The sequence below is a fragment of the Variovorax sp. DAIF25 genome, assembly GCF_050711835.1.
GTDB lineage: Bacteria > Pseudomonadota > Gammaproteobacteria > Burkholderiales > Burkholderiaceae_C > Variovorax.
Map to the genome: position 1 here is coordinate 2,071,569 of NZ_CP136637.1, position 19,208 is coordinate 2,090,776.

Annotated in this window: 21 protein-coding genes; 13 read left to right on the forward strand and 8 right to left on the reverse strand. The window is 69.3% G+C overall.

What is annotated here, in order from left to right; all coding sequences use genetic code 11:
* Nucleotide 1: 1 nt before the first annotated feature.
* Nucleotides 2–919 carry an MBL fold metallo-hydrolase gene (locus R0232_RS44040; RefSeq protein ID WP_431513531.1) on the reverse strand — a complete coding sequence of 306 codons (918 nt, stop codon included), beginning with the start codon at nt 917–919 and terminating at the stop codon, nt 2–4.
* Between the two features lie 343 nt (nt 920–1,262).
* On the opposite strand from R0232_RS44040, the gene R0232_RS44045 reads away from it, so the two are divergent.
* Entirely contained in the window at nt 1,263–1,751 is a 489-nt protein-coding gene (locus tag R0232_RS44045; protein ID WP_208514180.1) for a tripartite tricarboxylate transporter TctB family protein, read from the forward strand.
* A gap of 40 nt (nt 1,752–1,791) precedes the next feature.
* Nucleotides 1,792–3,303 (forward strand): tripartite tricarboxylate transporter permease, encoded by a 1,512-nt coding sequence (locus R0232_RS44050; RefSeq protein WP_093352978.1) that lies wholly within the window; start codon nt 1,792–1,794, stop codon nt 3,301–3,303.
* Nucleotides 3,304–3,346: 43 nt separating this feature from the next.
* On the opposite strand, the gene R0232_RS44055 is transcribed toward R0232_RS44050, so the two are convergent.
* The 4 genes from R0232_RS44055 to R0232_RS44070 form a co-directional block, all read right to left on the reverse strand.
* Nucleotides 3,347–4,072 (reverse strand): hypothetical protein, encoded by a 726-nt coding sequence (locus R0232_RS44055; protein WP_431513532.1) that lies wholly within the window; start codon nt 4,070–4,072, stop codon nt 3,347–3,349.
* On the reverse strand, nt 4,072–4,446 hold the full coding sequence (locus R0232_RS44060) for a hypothetical protein (protein ID WP_431513533.1): 375 nt from the start codon (nt 4,444–4,446) through the stop codon (nt 4,072–4,074). The genes R0232_RS44055 and R0232_RS44060 overlap by 1 nt, the downstream gene beginning before the upstream one ends.
* Before the next feature lie 100 nt (nt 4,447–4,546).
* Complete coding sequence (locus R0232_RS44065) at nt 4,547–4,999, reverse strand: RidA family protein (RefSeq protein WP_208514179.1); 453 nt, start codon at nt 4,997–4,999, stop codon at nt 4,547–4,549.
* Nucleotides 4,996–6,345, reverse strand: a complete 1,350-nt coding sequence (locus R0232_RS44070) for an aminotransferase class V-fold PLP-dependent enzyme (protein WP_431513534.1) — start codon at nt 6,343–6,345, stop codon at nt 4,996–4,998. Before R0232_RS44070 ends, R0232_RS44065 begins: the two co-directional genes overlap by 4 nt.
* Nucleotides 6,346–6,557: 212 nt before the next feature.
* On the opposite strand from R0232_RS44070, the gene R0232_RS44075 reads away from it, so the two are divergent.
* On the forward strand, nt 6,558–7,376 hold the full coding sequence (locus R0232_RS44075; protein ID WP_431513535.1) for a helix-turn-helix transcriptional regulator: 819 nt from the start codon (nt 6,558–6,560) through the stop codon (nt 7,374–7,376).
* Nucleotides 7,377–7,401: 25 nt separating this feature from the next.
* Here R0232_RS44075 and R0232_RS44080 read toward each other — a convergent pair whose 3' ends face one another.
* The gene (locus R0232_RS44080; protein WP_431513536.1) at nt 7,402–8,523 is read right to left on the reverse strand and encodes a branched-chain amino acid ABC transporter substrate-binding protein; all 1,122 of its coding nucleotides are present in this window, start codon (nt 8,521–8,523) and stop codon (nt 7,402–7,404) included.
* A 200-nt stretch (nt 8,524–8,723) separates the two neighbouring features.
* Here R0232_RS44080 and R0232_RS44085 point away from each other — a divergent pair, with 200 nt between their 5' ends.
* The gene (locus tag R0232_RS44085; RefSeq protein WP_093352991.1) at nt 8,724–9,311 is read left to right on the forward strand and encodes a TetR/AcrR family transcriptional regulator; all 588 of its coding nucleotides are present in this window, start codon (nt 8,724–8,726) and stop codon (nt 9,309–9,311) included.
* Nucleotides 9,312–9,330: 19 nt separating this feature from the next.
* On the opposite strand, the gene R0232_RS44090 is transcribed toward R0232_RS44085, so the two are convergent.
* Complete coding sequence (locus R0232_RS44090) at nt 9,331–10,224, reverse strand: LysR substrate-binding domain-containing protein (protein WP_431513537.1); 894 nt, start codon at nt 10,222–10,224, stop codon at nt 9,331–9,333.
* A 106-nt stretch (nt 10,225–10,330) separates the two neighbouring features.
* Here R0232_RS44090 and R0232_RS44095 point away from each other — a divergent pair, with 106 nt between their 5' ends.
* The 3 genes from R0232_RS44095 to R0232_RS44105 all read left to right on the forward strand — a co-directional run bounded on the left by R0232_RS44095 (nt 10,331) and on the right by R0232_RS44105 (nt 13,366).
* On the forward strand, nt 10,331–11,227 hold the full coding sequence (locus tag R0232_RS44095; protein ID WP_431513538.1) for a DMT family transporter: 897 nt from the start codon (nt 10,331–10,333) through the stop codon (nt 11,225–11,227).
* 98 nt (nt 11,228–11,325) lie between these two features.
* Nucleotides 11,326–12,312, forward strand: coding sequence for an AraC family transcriptional regulator ligand-binding domain-containing protein (locus R0232_RS44100; protein ID WP_431513539.1), 987 nt, complete (start codon nt 11,326–11,328; stop codon nt 12,310–12,312).
* Nucleotides 12,313–12,331: 19 nt separating this feature from the next.
* The gene (locus R0232_RS44105; RefSeq protein WP_431513540.1) at nt 12,332–13,366 is read left to right on the forward strand and encodes an SDR family oxidoreductase; all 1,035 of its coding nucleotides are present in this window, start codon (nt 12,332–12,334) and stop codon (nt 13,364–13,366) included.
* Here the strand turns inward: R0232_RS44105 and R0232_RS44110 are convergent.
* The gene (locus tag R0232_RS44110) at nt 13,356–13,778 is read right to left on the reverse strand and encodes a MerR family transcriptional regulator (RefSeq protein ID WP_431513541.1); all 423 of its coding nucleotides are present in this window, start codon (nt 13,776–13,778) and stop codon (nt 13,356–13,358) included. The genes R0232_RS44105 and R0232_RS44110 overlap by 11 nt on opposite strands.
* An 84-nt stretch (nt 13,779–13,862) precedes the next feature.
* On the opposite strand from R0232_RS44110, the gene R0232_RS44115 reads away from it, so the two are divergent.
* From R0232_RS44115 to paaN, 6 genes are all read left to right on the forward strand, one after another.
* Nucleotides 13,863–14,609 carry an alpha/beta fold hydrolase gene (locus R0232_RS44115; protein WP_431513542.1) on the forward strand — a complete coding sequence of 249 codons (747 nt, stop codon included), beginning with the start codon at nt 13,863–13,865 and terminating at the stop codon, nt 14,607–14,609.
* A 111-nt stretch (nt 14,610–14,720) separates the two neighbouring features.
* Entirely contained in the window at nt 14,721–15,197 is a 477-nt protein-coding gene (locus R0232_RS44120) for a MaoC/PaaZ C-terminal domain-containing protein (RefSeq protein ID WP_431513543.1), read from the forward strand.
* Entirely contained in the window at nt 15,194–15,976 is a 783-nt protein-coding gene (locus R0232_RS44125; RefSeq protein ID WP_431513544.1) for an enoyl-CoA hydratase/isomerase family protein, read from the forward strand. The genes R0232_RS44120 and R0232_RS44125 overlap by 4 nt, the downstream gene beginning before the upstream one ends.
* A gap of 9 nt (nt 15,977–15,985) precedes the next feature.
* Entirely contained in the window at nt 15,986–16,372 is a 387-nt protein-coding gene (locus R0232_RS44130; RefSeq protein ID WP_431513545.1) for a Zn-ribbon domain-containing OB-fold protein, read from the forward strand.
* Nucleotides 16,369–17,526, forward strand: coding sequence for an acetyl-CoA acetyltransferase (locus R0232_RS44135; protein WP_431513546.1), 1,158 nt, complete (start codon nt 16,369–16,371; stop codon nt 17,524–17,526). The genes R0232_RS44130 and R0232_RS44135 overlap by 4 nt, the downstream gene beginning before the upstream one ends.
* Nucleotides 17,527–17,533: 7 nt before the next feature.
* Entirely contained in the window at nt 17,534–19,186 is a 1,653-nt protein-coding gene (gene paaN / locus R0232_RS44140; RefSeq protein WP_431513547.1) for a phenylacetic acid degradation protein PaaN, read from the forward strand.
* The last annotated feature ends 22 nt before the right edge of the window (nt 19,187–19,208 follow it).

Genomic DNA, 19,208 nt, shown 5'->3' on the forward strand with positions numbered 1-19,208 from the left:
CTCAGTAGTCCCAGAGCACCGGCACCCAGCGGAAGGCGTCGCCATCCACCGCCACCCGGCCGACCGAGGGGAAGGGCAGGTGGGCCGCCACCAGCAGTCCGCGGTTCTGCGCCAGTTCCCTGAACAGGCCGACGCGCACGCGGGTCGATTCCTCGGGGTCGTGCTCGAAGCCGTTCTGCCAGTCGGGATGGTCGAAGGCCACCGGGAACATGGCGTCGCCCGCGAAGGTCAGGCGCTCGCCTTCCGACGTCAGGTCGACCACGCTGTGGCCGGGCGTGTGGCCGCCCGTGAGGCGAACCACCACGCCGGGCGCGACCTCGTGCCGGTCCTCGAAGATCCGCAGCCGGTCGCGGTACTCGTTGTAGAAGCTCGTGGCGGTCGCGCGCAACACCGGGGGCACCGGCGTCGGCATCACGGTGTGGGAGAAGTCGGGCGAGGTCCAGAACGCGACCTCGGCGGCGGCCACGTGGATGCGGACGTCGGGGCGCAGCCGCGCCTTGACCTCGGGCACCAGCAGTCCGCCCACGTGGTCCATGTGCATGTGGGTGATGATCACGTCGGTCACGTCCTCGAGCTCGATGCCCGCCGCGGCCAGCCGCTGCGGGAACTGGCCGGCGCGCGGGAAGCCCGCGAACTGGCCGCCCAGGCCGGCGTCGATGAGGATGGTCTGGTCGCCGCTGCGGGCCACCATCACGTTGAGCGGCCAGTCGAACTTGTCGGGCGGCATGAACATGTGGTCGAGCCACTTCGCGAGGTCGGCCGGCGTCGCGTTGGTGGCCATGGTCGAAGTGGGCAGCGGCAGCACGCCGTCGCTGACCACCAGCGCATCGATCTTGCCGATCTTCAGCGCGTAGCGGGACGGCACCAGGTCGTCGGACTTCTGGCGCGGGGGAGGCAGGGTGTTGTCTACGGTAAGCATCGCGGTATCTCCAAGAGGACGGCCCGATCGCCGGGCCAAGGCGGCCAGGGGGCTGGCCGCGGATCGCCGTCCAACGCCGGGGTTGTCGGGCACGGAACACGGCACGGGGCCGATGTCATCGAGCGTAGGGAGGACGACCGCGCGGCGGTAGGCCTGCAACGGGACGCACGGTGGTGCCCGATACGCACCAAAGCCGCGGCGCGGGCGCGTCACATTGCCGAACGGCAATGGTGTGTTCACGCACAGCGTGGGCGCGAATTCCTAGGATCGGCGGCTCGCACTTTCACGTGCCAGCCGCATGGGCCGCGCCGCGGTCCCAGGAAATTCCCAGGAGACATCAACGGTGAGAATCAAGAGTCAGAGAGACTTCTGCTCGGGCGTGCTCTTCAGCGCCTTCGGCGTGGCCTTCGCATGGGGCGCCACGAACTACAACGTCGGCACCGGCGCCCGCATGGGCCCGGGCTACTTCCCGCTGATCGTCGGCATCCTCATCGCCCTGATGGGCGTGCTGATCACGCTCAAGGCGCTGTCGGTGGAGACCGACGACGGCGAGCCGATCGGGCGCATCGCCTGGAAGCCGCTGGTGTTCATCATCAGCGCCAACCTGATCTTCGGCGTGCTGCTCGGCGGGCTGCCGAGCATCGGCCTGCCGTCGATGGGGCTGATCGTCGCGATCTATGCGCTGACCTTCATCGCCAGCCTCGCGGGCGACAACTTCGGCTGGAAGGGCGTGACCCTGCTGGCCACCGTGCTCGCGCTCGGCAGCTACCTGGCCTTCGTGGTCGCGCTCAAGCTGCAGTTCCAGGTCTGGCCGACCTTCATCGCCGGCTGATTTCGCTACAAGAAGAACGAAAAAACAAGACAAGAGAACCATGGACCTGATCACCAACCTCTCGATCGGCTTCGGCGTCGCCTTCACGGCGCAGAACCTGGTCTACGCTTTCGTCGGCTGCCTGCTGGGCACCCTGATCGGCGTGCTGCCCGGCATCGGCCCGGTCGCCACCATCGCGATGCTGCTGCCCGCGACCTATGCGCTGCCACCGGTGTCGGCGCTCATCATGCTGGCCGGCATCTACTACGGCGCGCAGTACGGTGGATCGACCACCGCCATCCTGGTCAACCTGCCAGGCGAGTCATCCTCGGTGGTGACAGTGATCGACGGCTACCAGATGGCGCGCAAGGGGCGGGCCGGGCCCGCGCTCGCGGCCGCGGGGCTCGGTTCCTTCTTCGCCGGTTGCGTGGGCACGCTGATCCTGGCCGCCTTCGCGCCGCCGCTGACCGAGCTGGCCTTCAAGTTCGGCCCGGCCGAATACTTCTCGCTGATGATCCTGGGCCTGATCGGCGCCGTGGTGCTGGCTTCGGGCTCGTTGCTCAAGGCCATCACCATGATCCTGCTCGGCCTCGCGCTGGGCCTGGTGGGCACCGACGTGAACTCGGGTGTGGCGCGCTACAGCTTCGACATTCCCGAACTCACCGACGGCATCGGCTTCATCGCCATCGCAATGGGGGTGTTCGGCTACGGCGAGATCATCGCCAACCTCGCGGTGCCCGAGCACGAGCGCGAGGTCTTCACCGCCAAGGTCAAGGGCCTGTGGCCCACCAAGGAAGACTTCCGCCGCATGACGCCCGCGGTGCTGCGCGGCACCGCGCTCGGCTCGGCCCTGGGCATCTTGCCCGGCGGCGGTGCGCTGCTGTCGGCCTTCGCGGCGTACACCATCGAGAAGAAGATCAAGCTCAAGAACGGCGAGGTGCCGTTCGGCAAGGGCAACATCCGCGGCGTGGCGGGCCCCGAGTCGGCCAACAACGCCGGTGCGCAGACCTCGTTCATCCCGCTGCTGACGCTGGGCATTCCGCCCAATGCCGTGATGGCGCTGATGGTGGGCGCGATGACGATCCACAACATCCAGCCGGGCCCGCAGGTGATGACCAGCAACCCGGAACTGTTCTGGGGCCTGATCGCCTCGATGTGGATCGGCAACCTGATGCTGATCGTGCTGAACCTGCCGATGATCGGCATCTGGATCAAGCTGCTGACCATTCCCTACAAGTGGCTGTTCCCCTCGATCGTGCTGTTCTGCGCGGTGGGCGTGTACTCGGAGAACAACAACACCTTCGACGTCTGGATGGTCGCGATCTTCGGCATCGTGGGCTACCTGTTCCTCAAGCTCAAGTGCGAGCCCGCGCCGCTGCTGCTGGGCTTTATCCTGGGCCCGATGATGGAAGAGAACCTGCGGCGCGCGCTGCTGCTGTCGCGCGGCGACTGGAGCGTGTTCGTCACGCGGCCGCTGTCGGCCGGGCTGCTCGCGGCGGCGCTGCTGCTGCTGGTGGTGGTGCTGCTGCCTTCGGTGAAGGCGAAGCGCGAAGAGGCGTTCGTCGAGGATTGAAGGGGGATGCCGTCCCCGGGGGCTCCAGGGCAGGAGCGGGTGCCTACGACCCGTTGCCCGAGCCCTTCATCCGGGGATTCCCTTTCTTCGTGAGCTTGGTGGTCAATTGGGCGGCGGCGACGGTAGTGTCCCAGGTGCTGCCGCCCTTGACCTTGGGAGCCGGCGAGTCGACCGTGGCGCGGTTGGGCTCGCGGCCCTTGTAGTGCCTTGCGGCGTCCAGCACGTCGCGTGCCTTGAACCTCGGGTCCAGCTCCTCCAGCTTCGCCAGCAATGTGGCCGTCGAGATGATGTGCGCATTGCCAGGAAGAGCACCGGGCGTGGATCGCAAGAAGAAGTCGTCTTCTGCGATGACCAGGCAAGGTGGTCCGGGCGGTTGCCCGATGAGTTCGGACACGTAGCTGTTGATGGAGAGTTCTCCGCTGTTGGGCGCCAACGGTGACGGAGCAGGCATGTTGCTGGTCGCGTAGAAGTCTCGCAACTGTTGGCTTTCCGTGTACCGCTCGTAGATGCGCGCCGCCGAGATCGCCATCTGGCCGAAGACGGTTTTCTCGATGACGATCCGCCCGGCGTGTTTCTCAAGGAAGTCGGAGATTCGCTGGGCATCCTCGCGGGTGCTGCGATGCCTCGTGGCCTCGAACTCCACCATGTCGGTGACGACGAGCTGGACCTGTTGCGCGTCGAAGACCAGCAGCACTTCGAGCGCATTGGCATGGGCGAGCGTGATCAGCGGGCCCGTGTCCGGTAGGACGATGCGGATCTTCTCGGCCATTACCCTCTCGCCTTCCTCGAACGAGCGGTACGCGCACCGGTTTCTCCCAGCGATCGCATCGCATCATCCGCCGCTTGCTTCATGACACGCGTGTCCTCGGCTGAGGCCGACGGATGCTCGATGCCATGGAGATTCATTCGTTGCAGCAGATCGCCATACCAGTCCAGCCCGAGCTGCTGCATGGCGATGGCGCGCGGCAGCACGCCGTGGGCGTAGGCCCCCAAGATGGCCTTCTCGGCCACGTGAGCATTCAGGAGCATCGCCGCGGGACGGCGATTTCGCTCGATCAAAACGCTGGCGCCCTCGTCCTTCTCGACGGCATCGAAAAGCTCGCCAAGCTGGCTCTTGACGTCGGTGGCGGTCACGACTTGCATGGAAGGGTCCTGGAGTGAAAGTGTGCATTTTAGAATAAATGCACATTTCTCTCTCAATGGACGGAATTTCGGCCGGGCCCGCCGTTGAAGTGGAGCGGCGCTACTTCGCGGCGATGCACTCCACCTCGATGCGCGCATTGAAGGCCAGCGCGGTCGCACCGAAGGCACTGCGCGCCGGATACCGGCCTTCGGCGAAGTAGCCCTTGTAGACCTCGTTGAAAGCCCCCCACTCGCTCATGTCGGCCAGCATGGCGGTGCACTTCACCACGTCGGCCATGGTGTGGCCATGCGCTTCGAGCGTGGTCTTGATGTTCTCCATCACCTGCTTCGACTCGGGGCCGATGCCGCCCGGCGGCAGCTTGAGGCTGCCGGGGAGGTTGCCGATCTGGCCCGACAGGTAGAGTGTGCGGCCGACCTGCACGGCCTCGGAGAAGGGCAGGGTGGTGGGCAGCACCTTGCCCGAATTGAGATGCCGCGGCGCGACGCTGCAGGCGCTGGTCGCGAGCACGAGGCAGGCCAGCGCGGCGCCACCGATGAGGGTGTGGCGTTTCATGGCGTTCCGATCGCGGCGAGGAATCTGGCGATGTCGTCCATGTCGTTGTAGACGGACGGCGAGATGCGCGCATGGTTGGCGCGCAGCGTGATCTCGATCTTGTCGGGAGCGAGCCGACTCGCGAGCTGCGCGGCATTGGCGTAGGCGAAGGTCACGATCGGCGAGCTGCTGTCGGGCGGCGTCACCACCTGGAAGCCCTTGGCGCGCAGGCCGGCCTGCAGCGCATCGGTCATCGGCTTGCGCCAGGCCTGGATCTTGTCGACGCCCACGCTCTGGATCCAGTCGATGGACGCCGCGCAGGCGGCCTCGATGGAGGAGGCCGGGAACGAGCCGCTGAAGTAGCCCGACACCGAATCGATCTGCACGCTTTCGTAGGGCACGCTGCCGGGCGGGTCGAGCGGATAGACGTGCAGGATCGGCGCCGCGAAATTGCGCGTCTGGCGGTAGCCGTACCAGGGCCGCTGCAGCTTGGGCAGCAGGCTCTTGCGCACGTAGAGGAAGGCGAAGCCGAAGTCGCCCATCAACCACTTGTAGGTGCCGCAGCCCGCGAAGTCGACGCCGGCCGCCTTCACGTCCACCGGCACGGCGCCGGCCGACTGGATCAGGTCGACGTAGACCAGCGCGCCGCGCGAATGCGCGAGATCGCACACGGCCTTGAGGTCGTGCGTGAAGCCGTTGTAGAGCGACACGTGCGAGATGGCCACCAGCTTGGTGCCGGGTGAGATGGCCTTGTCGAGATCGGCCAGCGCGATGCGGTGGTTGGCGTCCATCGGCACCGTGAGCACGTCGAGGCCGCGCAGCCGGTATTGCTCGTACATGTAGAAGGAGCCGACGAAGTGCAGCGCGTCGGTGACCACGCGGCCGCCCGATTCGGGCAGGCCGAGCGCGCGCGTCACGAGGTACTCGCCCATCGAGGTGCTGGGCACGTAGGCGATCTCGTCGGCATCGGCATTGATCAGCGCCGCGAACTTCGCGGTGGCGGTCGCGCTGCCGCTCGCGAGCGAGAGCTTGGACTGCGCGTAGGAACTCAGCGCATCGGTGGCGTACTGGTTCCACGGGTGGTCGGCCGCGCCGTTGAGGTACACGCGGTCGGCCACGCCGGGGAACAGCGCCTTGGCGGGCAAGGTGGGCGTGTCGCTCGGCGGGGCCGGCGGCGGCGCGGCCGAGGCGAAGGGCAGGAAACCGCCCGACGAGCCCGAGCCACCGCCGCAGGCGACGAGCTGGCTGCCGAGCACGCCCGCGACGGAAGCGCCGCCGAGGGACTTGAGCCAATGGCGGCGGGAGGTGACTGGCGGCGAGGCCGGCAGGGGCGCCGCGGTCGCGGCGGGATGGTTCGAACTCGGCATGATATGAACTCCTTGTTGATGTATCAACGAAATGTTGAATTTCTGGGCGCACCTTGCCCTACAGTTGCCGCGTCGTTTCGGGCGGACCCCAGGGCCGGCCGGACCTGCAAGACATGTGCCAGAATCAACGCCAGATCAAGTATTCAACAGTTTGTTGAAATCAAGGATCAGGGCTTTCACTCCCCTTCGACCTTCCTTCGACTTCCGCGTCCATGCCAGCCACCCGCAAGACCGCCGAGACCTCCAGCTCCCGTTCGACCGCGCAGCAGCCGTCGGCCTCGCGCGCACGCCAGCGCGCGGCCAAGCCCTCGAAGGCCGCGACGGTGTCGCCGGCCATCGCCGAGGAGCGCCGGCGCATCGTCGAGGTGCTCAAGCCCGTGGTGGAGATGATGGGGCGCATGCTCGGGCCGAACACCGAACTGGTGCTGCACGACCTGACGCAGCCCGATGCCTCGGTGGTGGCGATCGCCAACGGCCACGTGTCGGGCCGCAAGGTCGGCAGCACCATCCTCAGCGGCCCGAAGGACGACCGCGCCTTCGGCGCCGCCTGGTCGGCGGCCACCGACCTCTCGGGCAGCGGCCACTCGGTGGTCAATGTCTATCCCACGCTGACCGGCACCGGCACGCCGCTGAAATCGGCCACCGTGATCTATCGCGATGCCGACGGCACGCCGTTTGCGGCGCTGTGCATGAACGCCGACCTCACCGTGTTCAAGCTCGCCCATGCCTGGCTCGAGCATGCGATCCAGGGCGCGCCTGCGCCCGCGGCCACGCCCGAGTCGCGCGAGGAATCGCCCGACATGGACCTGTTGATGGGCGAGATCATCCGCTCGGCGATCCGCACCTTCGGCAAGCCGGTGCAGCTCATGAACAAGGAGGAGAAGGTGCACGCCGTCGAGGAGATGCTGCGGCGCGGCCTGTTCATCGTGAAGGGCAGCGTGGGCCGCGCGGCGGCGGCGCTCGACATGTCGCGTTTCTCGATCTACAACTACCTCGACGAGATCCGCAAGCGCGAGGGGTTCACGAAGTAGGACCGGAGTCGCGCAGGGTGCAACGCTACGGCGCCACCACCAGCTTCCCCCCACGCACCTGATAGATCGTCACCGTGCCCCGCAGGTTGTCCCCGCGCGCATCGAAGGCGATCGGTCCGATCAGCCCGGTGAGCGTCACGCCCGCGAGCTTCGGTCCATACACCGCGGGATCGGTGGAGCCGGCCTTCTTCATCGCCTCCACCAGCACCATCACCGCGTCGTAGGCATAGGGCGCGAACACGATCACGTCGGCGCCGAAGCGCGCCTTGTATCGCTGGTTGAAGGCCGCGAAGGCGGCCATGGCCTCGCGCGGCGCGCCGGCCTGCGAGCAGTAGGCGCCCTCGTTGGCGCCGGCCGCGAGCTTGCTCCATTCGCCGGTGCACACGCCGTCGCCTGCGATGAAGGTCGCGTTCACGCCGAGCTGCTTCATCTGCCGGTTGACCAGCGCGGCCTGCGCGTCGGCGCCCGCGTAGACGATCACGTCGGGCTTGAGGCCGCGCAGGGTGGTGAGGATGGCCGAGAAGTCGGTCGCGCGGTCGGTGCCGAACTCGCGCTTGAGCACCTTCACCTGCGCCTTGCCGAGGTCGGCCACCACCTGGTCGGCCAGGCCCTGGCCATAGGCGGTGCGGTCGTCGATCACGGCGGCGGTCTTCGCCTTCAACGTGCGCGCGACGTAGCCGGCGATGCCGTCGGCCTGCTGCACGTCGGTCGCCATGAGCCGCGCGGCGAACCTGTAGCCGGCGCGCGTGTACTGCGGGTTGGTCGCGGCCGGCGCGACCTGCGGGATGCCGGCGTCGTTGTAGACGCGGGCCGCGGGAATGGTGGTGCCCGAGTTGAGATGGCCGACGACGCCGTTGACCTGCATATCGGCCAGCTTCTGCGCCACGGTGGCGGCACTGGCGGGATCGGCCCGGTCGTCCTCGACCACCGTCTCGAAGCGCAGCCGGCGGCCGCCGATCGTAAGGCCCTGCGCGTTGAGGTCCTCGATGGCGAGCCGCGCGCCGTTCTCCATGTCCTTGCCGAGATGGGCGATGGCACCGGTCAGCGGGGCGGCGATGCCGATGCGCACGGGCGCATCCTGCGCCTGCGCAGTGGTGGCGATGGCGACGACGAGCGAGGCGAGGGCGTGGCGTACAGCGGGATTCATGCGCGGCTCCGTGGGGCGGGTGGGTCGGGAGGATCAGGAAGGGGCCCCGCCGCGAGGCCGCGAGGCCTCGGTTAGAGTAGGCCGTCCGGACGGAATAAATTTCGCTGTTTCGCCCAGCTACGTACAGGGCGGGCGGACGAAACATGCGCGAGGCGCGGGTGTTTCGAACGAACCATTTTTCTTTTGCAGGCGATGCCGACATGGCCAGAACCAAATCCGAGAACTTCGACGACATCCGGGCCACGATCCTCGACGTGGCCGCGTCCCTCTTCGCCAAGAACGGCTTTCGCAACACCAACATCATCGACATCGGCGCCGCCTGCAACGCGTCGAAGTCGCGCATGTACCACTACTTCCCCTCGAAGGAAGCGATGCTCGCGGAGATGCTCGGCGAGCACGTGAGCGCGCTGGTGGCGATCGCCTCGGACCTGGTGTCGGCGCCGATCGATCCGCGCGCGCGGCTGCGCAACTACTTCCTCGCGCATCTCAAGTACTACTACGAGCAGCGCGACCGCCACACCGTGCTGATCGAGGACGTCTACCACCTGCCCGAGGAGGTGCGCGCGCAGGTGAATGCCAACGAGCAGAAGCTGGTGGGCTTCCTGTGCGCGCTGCTGCGCGAGATCAACGCGCAGAAGTTCAAGGACCGCCAGGCCGCGACCACGCACGCGATGCTGATGTACGGCATGCTGAACTGGACCTACACCTGGTACCAGCCCACCGGGCGCCTGAGCCTCGAGACGCTGGCCGACCAGGCGAGCGACATGTGCCTGCACGGCATCGTGTAGCGCCCGCGCGGCCGCAGGGTCAACCGGCTGCTGGCTGGCCGTGCAGCGTGCCGAGCCAGTCGGCGAGCGCGGCGATGGCCGGCTCCTGCGCGCGGCGTCTGAGCACGCACAGCGAGATGCGGTCGCCGCTGGGCACGAAGCCCAGCGGGGCCGCGATGCGCGCCTGCGCCAGCTCCTCGCGCACCAGCACCGAGGGCGCGATGCCCACGCCGAGACCGGCGATGGTGGCCTGGATCATGTAGATCCACTGGCCGAACGAACGCCGCGGCCGCAGCCGCGCGGCGTCCAGCCAATGGGCCTGCGCCCAGATCGTCCAGCCGGCCGGATAGGACTCGGTGCCCAGCAGCGCATGCGACAGCACGTCCCGTGGCCGGGCCAGCGTCTTCGCCTGCGCGGGCGTGCAGATCGGCCCGATGTCGTTGTCGGCCAGCGGGATCTCGCTCACCTCGCGCGGATGCGTTCCGCGGCCGCAGTAGACCAGTGCATCGACGTGCCCGGCGCGCAGCCGGCCGAGGTCGCTGCCGGTCTGCAGGTTGAGCACGACCTGGGGATGCCGCGCCTCGAAATCGTCGAGCCGCGGGATCAGCCACTGCAGCATGAAGCTGCCGGGGCAGGCCAGCGTCAGCGCCGTGGCGGGCCGCTGGCCGCGGATCTCGGCGCAGACCTGGCCGATGTCGTCGAGCGCCCGCGCCGTGCTGGCGAACAGCCGCCGGCCGGCGTCGGTGAGCGTCACGCCCGCGGCATGGCGGTCGAACAGCTTGCAGCCCAGCCACGATTCGATGAGCCGGAGCTGGTGGCTCACCGCGCTGTGCGTGACGTTGAGCTTGTCGGCCGCGCCGACCACGCTGCCGGCCTGCGCGGCCGCGGCGAAGGCGCGCAGGGCCGTCAGCGGGGGGAGTTGCTGGAGGTCCATGGTGTGAATTGATTTCACGGCCAGTGTAGAGAAGGATCGCTGGCGAAGGCGGCCGAGTCGGCTTATCTTGGGCGGCTCCCGGTCCATCCCCTGCCCACCGTCAGCCATGTCCTCGAACGCCTCGCCGCGCGGCACCGCCGTCCTTCTCCTCGCGATCGTCATCGGTGCCTGGGGCGTCAACTGGAGCGTCGGCAAGGTGGTGCTGGAACACGTGACGCCGATCTGGGCCACCACGCTGCGCATGGTGCCGGCGTGCATCGTGCTGTGGGTGGTGCTGCCGGCCTCGGGCCGGCTGGCCGTGCCCACGCGGCACGACCTGCCGGTGATCCTGAGCGTCGGCCTGCTGCACATGGTGGCCTTCTCGGTGCTGGCCGCGTTGGGCCTGCAGTACCTGAGCGCGGGCCGCTCGGTGGTGCTGGCCTACACCACGCCGCTGTGGGTGCTGCCCGCGGCCCGCTTCTTCCTCGGCGAAGCCTTCACCGCGCGCCGCGCCGCCGGCCTGGGGCTCGGCGTGGCGGGGCTGCTGGTGCTGCTGCAGCCCGCGGCCGTCGACTGGCGCGATGCCGACGTGGTGCGCGGCCACGGTCTGATCCTGCTGGCCGCCGTCTGCTGGGCCGCCTGCATCGTCTATGGGCGCGCCCATCGGTGGACCACGCCGCCGTTCCAGTTGCTGCCCTGGCAGATGCTGCTGGCGAGCGTCGCGCAGCTGCTGCTCGCGCTGGCCATCGAGGGCGTGCCGCGCATCGCGTGGTCGATGGAACTGGTCGCGCTGCTGGGCTACAGCAACCTCATCGGCACCGTGCTGGCCTACTGGGCGATGAACACCGTGAACCGCGACCTGCCGGCCTCCGTGACCTCGATGGGGCTGCTGGGCGTGCCGGTGGTGGGCCTGCTGGCGGCCGATCTCGCGCTGGGCGAAAGGCCCGATGGCGCGCTGTTGCTGGCGACGGGACTGATCGTGGCGGGCATCGCGATCGGGACTTCGGTGCGGCGCGCACGGTAGCTTTCTGCAGGCCGTCGACCAGCGGTCCGCACCCCCGCGGTCCCCTTTTTGGCGCGATCGGATTTGTCGGGCTCTCCCCGCGCTCCTATTCTTTGCGCATGACTCGCCACGACACTTTTTCGGTGTCTCCCCTCGTTCTCGCAAAGTCCGGACTCCCCATCGAGCGGCTGTGCGAGCGTGCCGGCGTGAAGCCATCGAACGCGTGGAGCACGAGCGAGTTCTTCCGCATCTGGGCCGCGGCGGACGAGGCGTTCGACGATCCGTCCGCGGGACTTAGCTTCGGTGCCGAAGGGATCGCCCGGGGCTATGGCGTGGCCTCGATCGTGGCGCTGCACGCGCCCGACTTTCGCCGCGCGCTGGCGGCCCTCTCGCGCTACAAGCGCCTGACCTGCCCCGAGCTGGTCGAGGTCGAGACCGTGGGCGAGCAGACGACGGTGCGCTATCGCTGGCTGCTGGCGACGAGCGAGGTGCCGCGCCTGCTCGTCGACATGACCATGGCCTCCTTGCGGGAGCTGGCGCGGCATGGCAGCGCCGGACGGATCGCGCCCCTTCGATTGGAACTGGCGCGTCGGCCCCAGCATCAGGCGCTGCTGCGCCGCCACTTCGGATGTCCCATCGTCTTCGGGGCCACGCACGACGCGATGGTGTTCGACCGCGCGGCGCTCCACGTGCCGTTCGTCACGGCGGATGGCGGGGCCTTCGCGCGAGTGCTCGAGGGCCTCGAGCAGAGGGCGGCCCACGGCGAGGGCCTGTCCCCGCTCGTGGCCGAGACCCGCGTGGCGATCGCGCGCCAGTTGAGCGAAGGCCTGCAACCCAGCATCGCGGCGGTGGCTGGCCGGCTCCACCTCAGTAGCCGTACGCTCCAGCGTCGCCTGGACGAATACGAGACGAGCTTCCAGCAGCAGCTCGCCGCGGTGAGGCACACCACGGCGACACGGCTGCTCGCCAACACGGTGCTCGATCCGGTGGCCATTGCCATGCTGCTCGGCTTCGTCGAGCCCAATTCGTTCGCCCGCGCGTTTCGCGGCTGGGAGCGGACCACCCCTTCCCGTTGGCGCGAGCGTCAGACCGCCGACCAGGCATGAACCACGAAAGCACCCTCCCATGACCTCCACACGCGTCCTCGTCACAGGCGGCTCCGGCTTCATCGCCGGACACTGCATCCTCCAGCTGCTCGCGCAGGATCATCGCGTGCGGACCACCGTCCGATCGCTCGCCAGGGAGGCCGAGGTGCGGGCGTCGCTCGCGGACGCGGGCATGGTGCACGGCGACAGCCTGAGCTTCGTCGCTGCCGACCTCCTGCGCGACGAAGGCTGGGCGCAGGCCATGGCCGATGTCGACTTCGTTCTGCATGTCGCATCCCCGGTGCAGCCCGGGCACGTGGCGAACGAGGACGACCTGATCGTCCCCGCGCGCGAAGGCACGCTGCGCGTGCTGCGGGCCGCGCGCGACGCGGGCGTGAAGCGCGTCGTCCTCACCTCGGCGTTTCATGCCGTGAGCTGGGGACATCCCCACGACGCCCACACGTTCACCGAGAACGACTGGACCGTTCTCGACGGCCCCGGCGTCGATGCCTACGGCAAGAGCAAGACCCTCGCCGAGCGCGCGGCATGGTCCTTCATGACCGCCGAGGGCGGAGGGCTGGAACTCGCCACCATGCTTCCCGTCGCGGTGATGGGAACGGTGATGGGCAAGGACATCTCCGGGGCCAATCATGTGATCCAGCGCATGCTCGATGGGGACATGCCGGGTTTCCCGAACCTGTTCATCCCGATCGTCGACGTGCGCGACGTGGCCAACGCACACATCCTGGCGATGACCCATCCAGCGGCCGCGGGCGAGCGCTTCCTGCTCTCGAATGGCCGAGCGCTGGCGATGCGGGAGATCGGGGCCATCGTCAGGGCGGCGCTCGGCGAAGCGGCCAGGCGCGTTCCGACCCGCACGATCCCCGATCTCGTGCTGCGCGCGGTCGCGCTCTTCAATGCCGAGCTTCGCCCCTTCATTCCCGATCTCGGCCACGCCAAGAAGACCTCCAACGAGAAGGCTGGTCAGGTGCTCGGCTGGACACCACGCGACACTCGGGAGGCCATCGCGGCGGCCGCGAAGAGCATGGTGGCCAAGGGATTGCTCAAGGCCTGAGTCCGCGGCCCGCTTCGGGCGAACGCGGGCCGATCTTCGGCGGCTCGGGCGGAACCCCGGGCGCGCCGGCCTGCAGCCAGGCGATCTTCGCGTCGACGAAGCGCAGCATCGCGGCGAGTTCCTTCTGCTGCTGGCGCAACCTGTCCCGCCGCGCGCGCATGGCCTGCAGCATGCGGCCACGGCCGCCGGCACGGCGCTCGTTCATCAGCAGCTGGATCTCGGCGAGCGACATGCCCATGGCCTGGCCCGCGCGGATCGCGGCCACCAGGCGCAGGTCGCGCGGCGAGAACTCGAGATAGGGCCGCGTGCCGCCGGCCAGGCCCGTCTTCGGCTGCAGCAGGCCGCTGCGCACATAGAAGCGGACGGTGGCGACGCTGAGGCCGGCCTGCTGCGAGAACTCTGCGATCCACATGGAACGGCTCCGGGTGACTTGACTGTGAACTTGGCTTCATAGTTATAACAAGCTCATCGACATACCACCACCCGAGGACTCGCCATGATGAACACCGTACCGCTGCTGCTGCTTCCCGGCCTCATGAACGACGCGCGCGTCTGGGATCCCGTGCGACGGGCGCTGCCCGCCGGGCGCGATGTCGTCGTGTCGCCGACCGATGGGGCCGACACCATCGAGGCCCTGGCCGCCACGGCGCTGGCCGCGATGACCGACGAAAGCTTCGCGCTGGCGGGTTTCTCGCTGGGCGGTTACGTCGCGCTCGAGGTGTGCCGGCAGGCCGGCGCCAGGATCGCGGGCCTCGCGCTGCTCGACACCGGTGCAGGCGCCGATCCCCCTGAGGCCACGCAGAACCGGCAGCGGATGGTGGCGGCGCTGAGCTCGGGCGGCGCGAGCTTCGCCCAGGTGGTCGAGAGCTTCACGCCCCGCGTGCTGCACCCAGCGCATGCGCAGGATCGGGCACTGCTCGAGCTGCTCGCCGACATGGCAAGGCAGGTCGGCGGCGAGGGCTTCACGCGGCAGCAGAAGGCCGCGATGCAGCGCCGCGACGCGCGCGAGCTGCTGCCTGCGGTGAGGGCGCCGGCCCTGGTGCTGTGCGGTCGCGATGACCAGATCACGCCGCCGGCACTGAGCGAGGAGATGGCGGGCCTGCTGCCCGGCGATGTCGAGCTCGTCGTGGTGCCGCAGTGCGGCCACATGTCGACGCTGGAACAGCCCGTGGCCGTCGCCGAGGCCTTCCTGCGATGGCTCGCGCGCGTCGACGCCGTCGCGTCGCCGACGCGCGGCGGCTGACGACAACGCCCCTTTCGATCGCGCCTTTTCCCGCGGCTTCGGGTAAGCCCTAGCTGCCGCCAGGTCTTCGTCTTCATTTATATTCCGTCTGGAAGGTTAAATAAAGACGCGATGACCGACATCACCAGCACCTGCGGATTCCTAGAGCAGCACTTCGACCAGATCGAGGAGGGCGCGCACTTCCGTTCGCGCGGCCGCACCCTCACGGAAGCCGACATCGTTCAGTGGTGCGCACTGACCGGCGACTGGTATGTGCTGCACACCGACGCGCACCATGCGGCGCGCACGCGCTTCGGCCAGCGCATCGCGCCGGGCCTGATGCTGCTGGCCTATGCGGCCGGCCTGGGCATCCCGCCCGCGGCGCCGGCGATCGTCGCGAACTACGGCAGCGATGCGCTGCGCTTCACCGCGCCGGCCTTCATCGGCGACACCATCCATCTGGAAGCCGCCGTGCTCGAGAAGACCGTGAAGCGCCCCGGCACCGACGGCGTGCTGCGGCTGCAGTGGAACGTCCACAACCAGAATGGCTTGCTACTGATGGCCAGCGAGCTGCGCATCCTGATGGCCTTCGAGGGAGCCGCGCGATGAGCGGCGCCACTTCCACCGATGTGGTGCGCCTGACGCTGGAGTCGTCGCTCGCGACCATCGCGATCGACCGGCCCGCCGCGAAGAACAGCCTGCGCCTCGACGAGATGACGGCGATCGCCGATGCGATCGGCGAGGCCGTGTCGGCCGGTGCGCGCGCGGTGCTGGTGCGCGGCACGCGCCATGCCTTCTGTGCCGGCCGCGACCTCAAGGACACCGACCCCGGCACCGACGACACGCTCGCGATCCTGCGCGAGCGGATCAACCCGGTGCTGGTCGCCGTGCGCGACTGCCCGGTGCCGACGATCGCCGCGGTGCAGGGGCCCGCGCTGGGCTTCGGCTTCGGGCTCGCACTGGCCTGCGACATCGCGCTGGTGGCCGACGATGCCCTGCTCGGCAGCCCGTTCCGCAACATCGGCGCGGTGCTCGATTCGGGCGGCCACCATCACCTGCGCGAGCGCGTCGGGCCGCACCGCGCGGCCGAGCTGATCTTCCTTGGCCGCCTGTTCTCGGGCCGCGAAGCCGCGGCCATGGGGCTTGTCAACCGCAGCGTGGCGGCCGAGGCGCTCGACGAGATTGCGCTGCAGATGGCGCGCGAGATCGCGAGCGGCCCGACCGCCGCCTTCGCCGCGTCGAAGCGCATCCTGTCGCGCGCGCGTTCCTTCGAGGAGACGCTCGAGCTCGAGGCGATCGCGCAGGCCGAGGCGCTGGCCGGGCCCGACGGCATCGAGGGCATCGGCGCCTTCCAGCAGAAGCGCAGGCCGCGCTTCATCGGACGCTAGGGGATGGACATGACCCAAGCTCCCCACGCTCCCGACACCGCGCGCTCGCCGCGCGCCCAGTTCCTCGCCGCGCTGGCCGAAGGCCGGCTGGTCTACCAGTTCGACCATGGCGCGGGCCGCGCGGTCTTTCCGCCGCAGGCCGTAGGTCCAGGCGGTCGGCCCAGTGAACTCGAATGGCGCACCAGCCGCGGCGAGGGCACGGTCCACGCCTGCACCGAGGTGCAGCGGCGCGATGGCGCCTTCAACATCGCGCTGGTCGATCTCGACGAAGGCTTTCGCATGATGGCCACCGTGGTCGATACGGCGCCCGGCGCGCTGCGCATCGGCCTGCGTGTGGCCGCGCGCATCGAGCCCTGGAACGACGCGCACCGCGTGGTGTTCGGAGCGCTCGCATGACCGCAACCAATCTGCGCGGCGCGGCCGCGATCGCCGGCATCGGCAGCACCGGCTTCGCGACGATGCCGGCCCTGTCTTCGCCGTTCGACGCGATGGCGCTGGCCTCGGTGCGCGCGCTCGACGACGCGGGCCTCTCGCTGGCCGATGTCGACGGCGTGTTCGCGGCCGGGCTGCAGCTGTTCATGCCGACGCTGAGCCTGTGCGAATACCTGGGCCTGCGCCCGCGCTACACCGATTCGACCCAGGTCGGCGGCGGCGCCTTCCTCGCGCACCTCAACCATGCGCGCGCCGCGATCGCGGCCGGCCTGTGCTCGGTGGCACTGATCGCCTACGGCAGCACGCAGAGATCCGCGGGCGGGCAGTTCGCGACCCATTCCGAGCCCAACCCCTACGAAGTGCCCTATGGCTACCCGGGCCCGCTCGCCGCCTACGCGATGGTCGCGCAGCGCCACATGCACGAGTTCGGCACCACGCGCGAACAGCTCGCGCAGGTGGCGGTGAGCGCGCGTGACTGGGCGCGGCTCGACACCGAGGCACCCGATCCTGGGCCGCTGAGCATCGAGGACGTGATCGCGGCGCGGCCGGTGGCGCATCCCTTCACCGTGCGCGACTGCTGCCTCGTGACCGATGGCGGCGGCGCGCTGGTCGTGGTCTCGGCCGAGCGCGCCGCGCAGCTGCGGCGCAAGCCGGTCTACCTGCTCGGCGTGGGCGAGGCCGCCACGCACCGCAGCATCGCGCAGATGCCGGACCTGGTGCACACCGCGGCCAGCGTGTCGTCGGCCACCGCCTATGCGCAGGCCGGCGTGGGCCCGAAGGACATCGACGTGGTGCAGTTCTACGACGCTTTCACGATCATGCCGATCGTCTTCGCCGAGGACACGGGCTTCTGCGCCAAGGGCGAGGGCGGTGCTTTCCTCGATGGCGGCCGCGCCTCGCCGGGCGGCGACTTCCCGATGAACACCAGCGGCGGCGGACTCTCGCTCGGCCACCCCGGCATGTTCGGCATCTACACCGCGATCGAGTCGGTGGTGCAGCTGCGCGGCGACGCCGGCGCGCGCCAGGTGGCCGGCGCCGAGCTCGCGCTGGCCCATGCGCCGGGCGGCTACATGTCGAGCCAATGCACCGCGATCTTCGGCACCGCCGCCACGCTCTGAACCCACCATGACCCTCCAAGACCTGCAACTGAAACACGCCGGCCGCCTGGCCGATGCGATCGCCGCCGTGGCCCGCCGCGGCTACCACAGCGCCTATCCCGAGGATCCGACGCACCCCGTCTATGCCGACGGTTCGCGCGCAGCCGGCGAGGCCGCCGTGCGCGCGGCCTGGACGCAGCGCGACGGCGCGATCCGCGGCGAGGAACGCAGCGCCTTCGGTGTGCCCTTCGACACCGCCTATGCCGACGAGCCGGTCGATGCCGTGCTCGCGCGCGCCGAAGCCGCCGCGCCGGCCTGGGCTGCGCTCGACCCGACCGAGCGCGCCGCGGTGGCGCTCGAGATCCTCGAGGCGCTGCAGCAGCGCGCCTTCGAGATGGCCTTCGCCTGCATGCATGCCTGCGGCCAGCCGTTCGCGATGGCCTTCCAGGCCGGCACCGCGCATGCGCTGGACCGCGCGCTCGAGGCCGTGGCCATCGCCATGCGCGAGATGGGCGCCTATCCGGCGCGCGTGCTCTGGGAGAAGCCCGATGCGCGCCGGCCGCTGCGCGTGGAGAAGACCTTTGAGATCCTGCCGCGCGGCATCGCAGCCGTGATCGGCTGCGCCACCTTCCCGACCTGGAATTCCTACCCGGGCTTGTTCGCGAGCCTGGTCACGGGCAATCCGGTGGTCGTGAAGCCGCATCCCACGGCCGTGCTGCCGCTCGCGCTGTGCGTCGACACGGCGCGCACGGTGCTCGCGGGCCTGGGCCTCGACGCCGACGTGGTGCAGTTGCTGGTCGACACGCGCGCCGCGCCCAAGACCAAGGCACTCGCGCTCGATGCGCGCGTGAAGCTGATCGACTTCACGGGCGGGCCCGAATTCGGCAACTGGCTCGAAAGCCACGCGCGCCAGGCCTATGTCTTCACCGAGAAGGCGGGCGTCAACGCGGTGCTGATCGAGAGCACCGGCGACTATCCCGGCCTGGTGCGCAACCTCGCGCTCACGCTGAGCCTCTACAGCGCCCAGATGTGCACCACGCCGCAGAGCATCTACCTGCCGTGCGCGGGCATCCGGCTGCAGGACGGCACGGCGAAGACGGTCGAGGATTTCAAGGCCGACCTCGCCGGGGCCGTGGCCAAGCTGGTCGCCGATCCGGTGCGCGCCATCGAATTGCTGGGCGCGATCCAGAGCGATGCGACCGAGGCGCGCGCCGTCGAGGCGGCATCGCTTGGCGAGCCGGTGTTCGCCTCGCGCCGGCTCGCGCATCCCGATCTGCCCGATGCGGTGCTGCGCACGCCGGCCTTGTATGCGGTGCCGCCCGAAGCCCTGGACACCATCGCGCGCGAGCACTTCGGCCCGATCAGCCTGCTGATCGTGACCGAGGACGCCGACGCGGCGCTGCGGCATGCGAACGAGGTCACGCGTTCGCGCGGCGCGATCACCTGGTCGGTGTACTCGCGCGACGAGGCTTTCGTGCGCCGTGCGAAGAACGCGGCCGCCGATGCGGGCGTGCACCTCACGCTCGACATGACCGGCCCGGTGCTCGTGAACCAGTCCGCCGCCTTCAGCGACCTGCACGTGAGCGGCCACAACGCGGCCGGCAATGCGGCGCTGTGCGACACCGCCTTCGTGTTGCCGCGCTTCCGCGTGCTGCAGACGCGCCGCTACCTCGCCGCCTGAAGCGCGACCGCCCGCCAAAGAA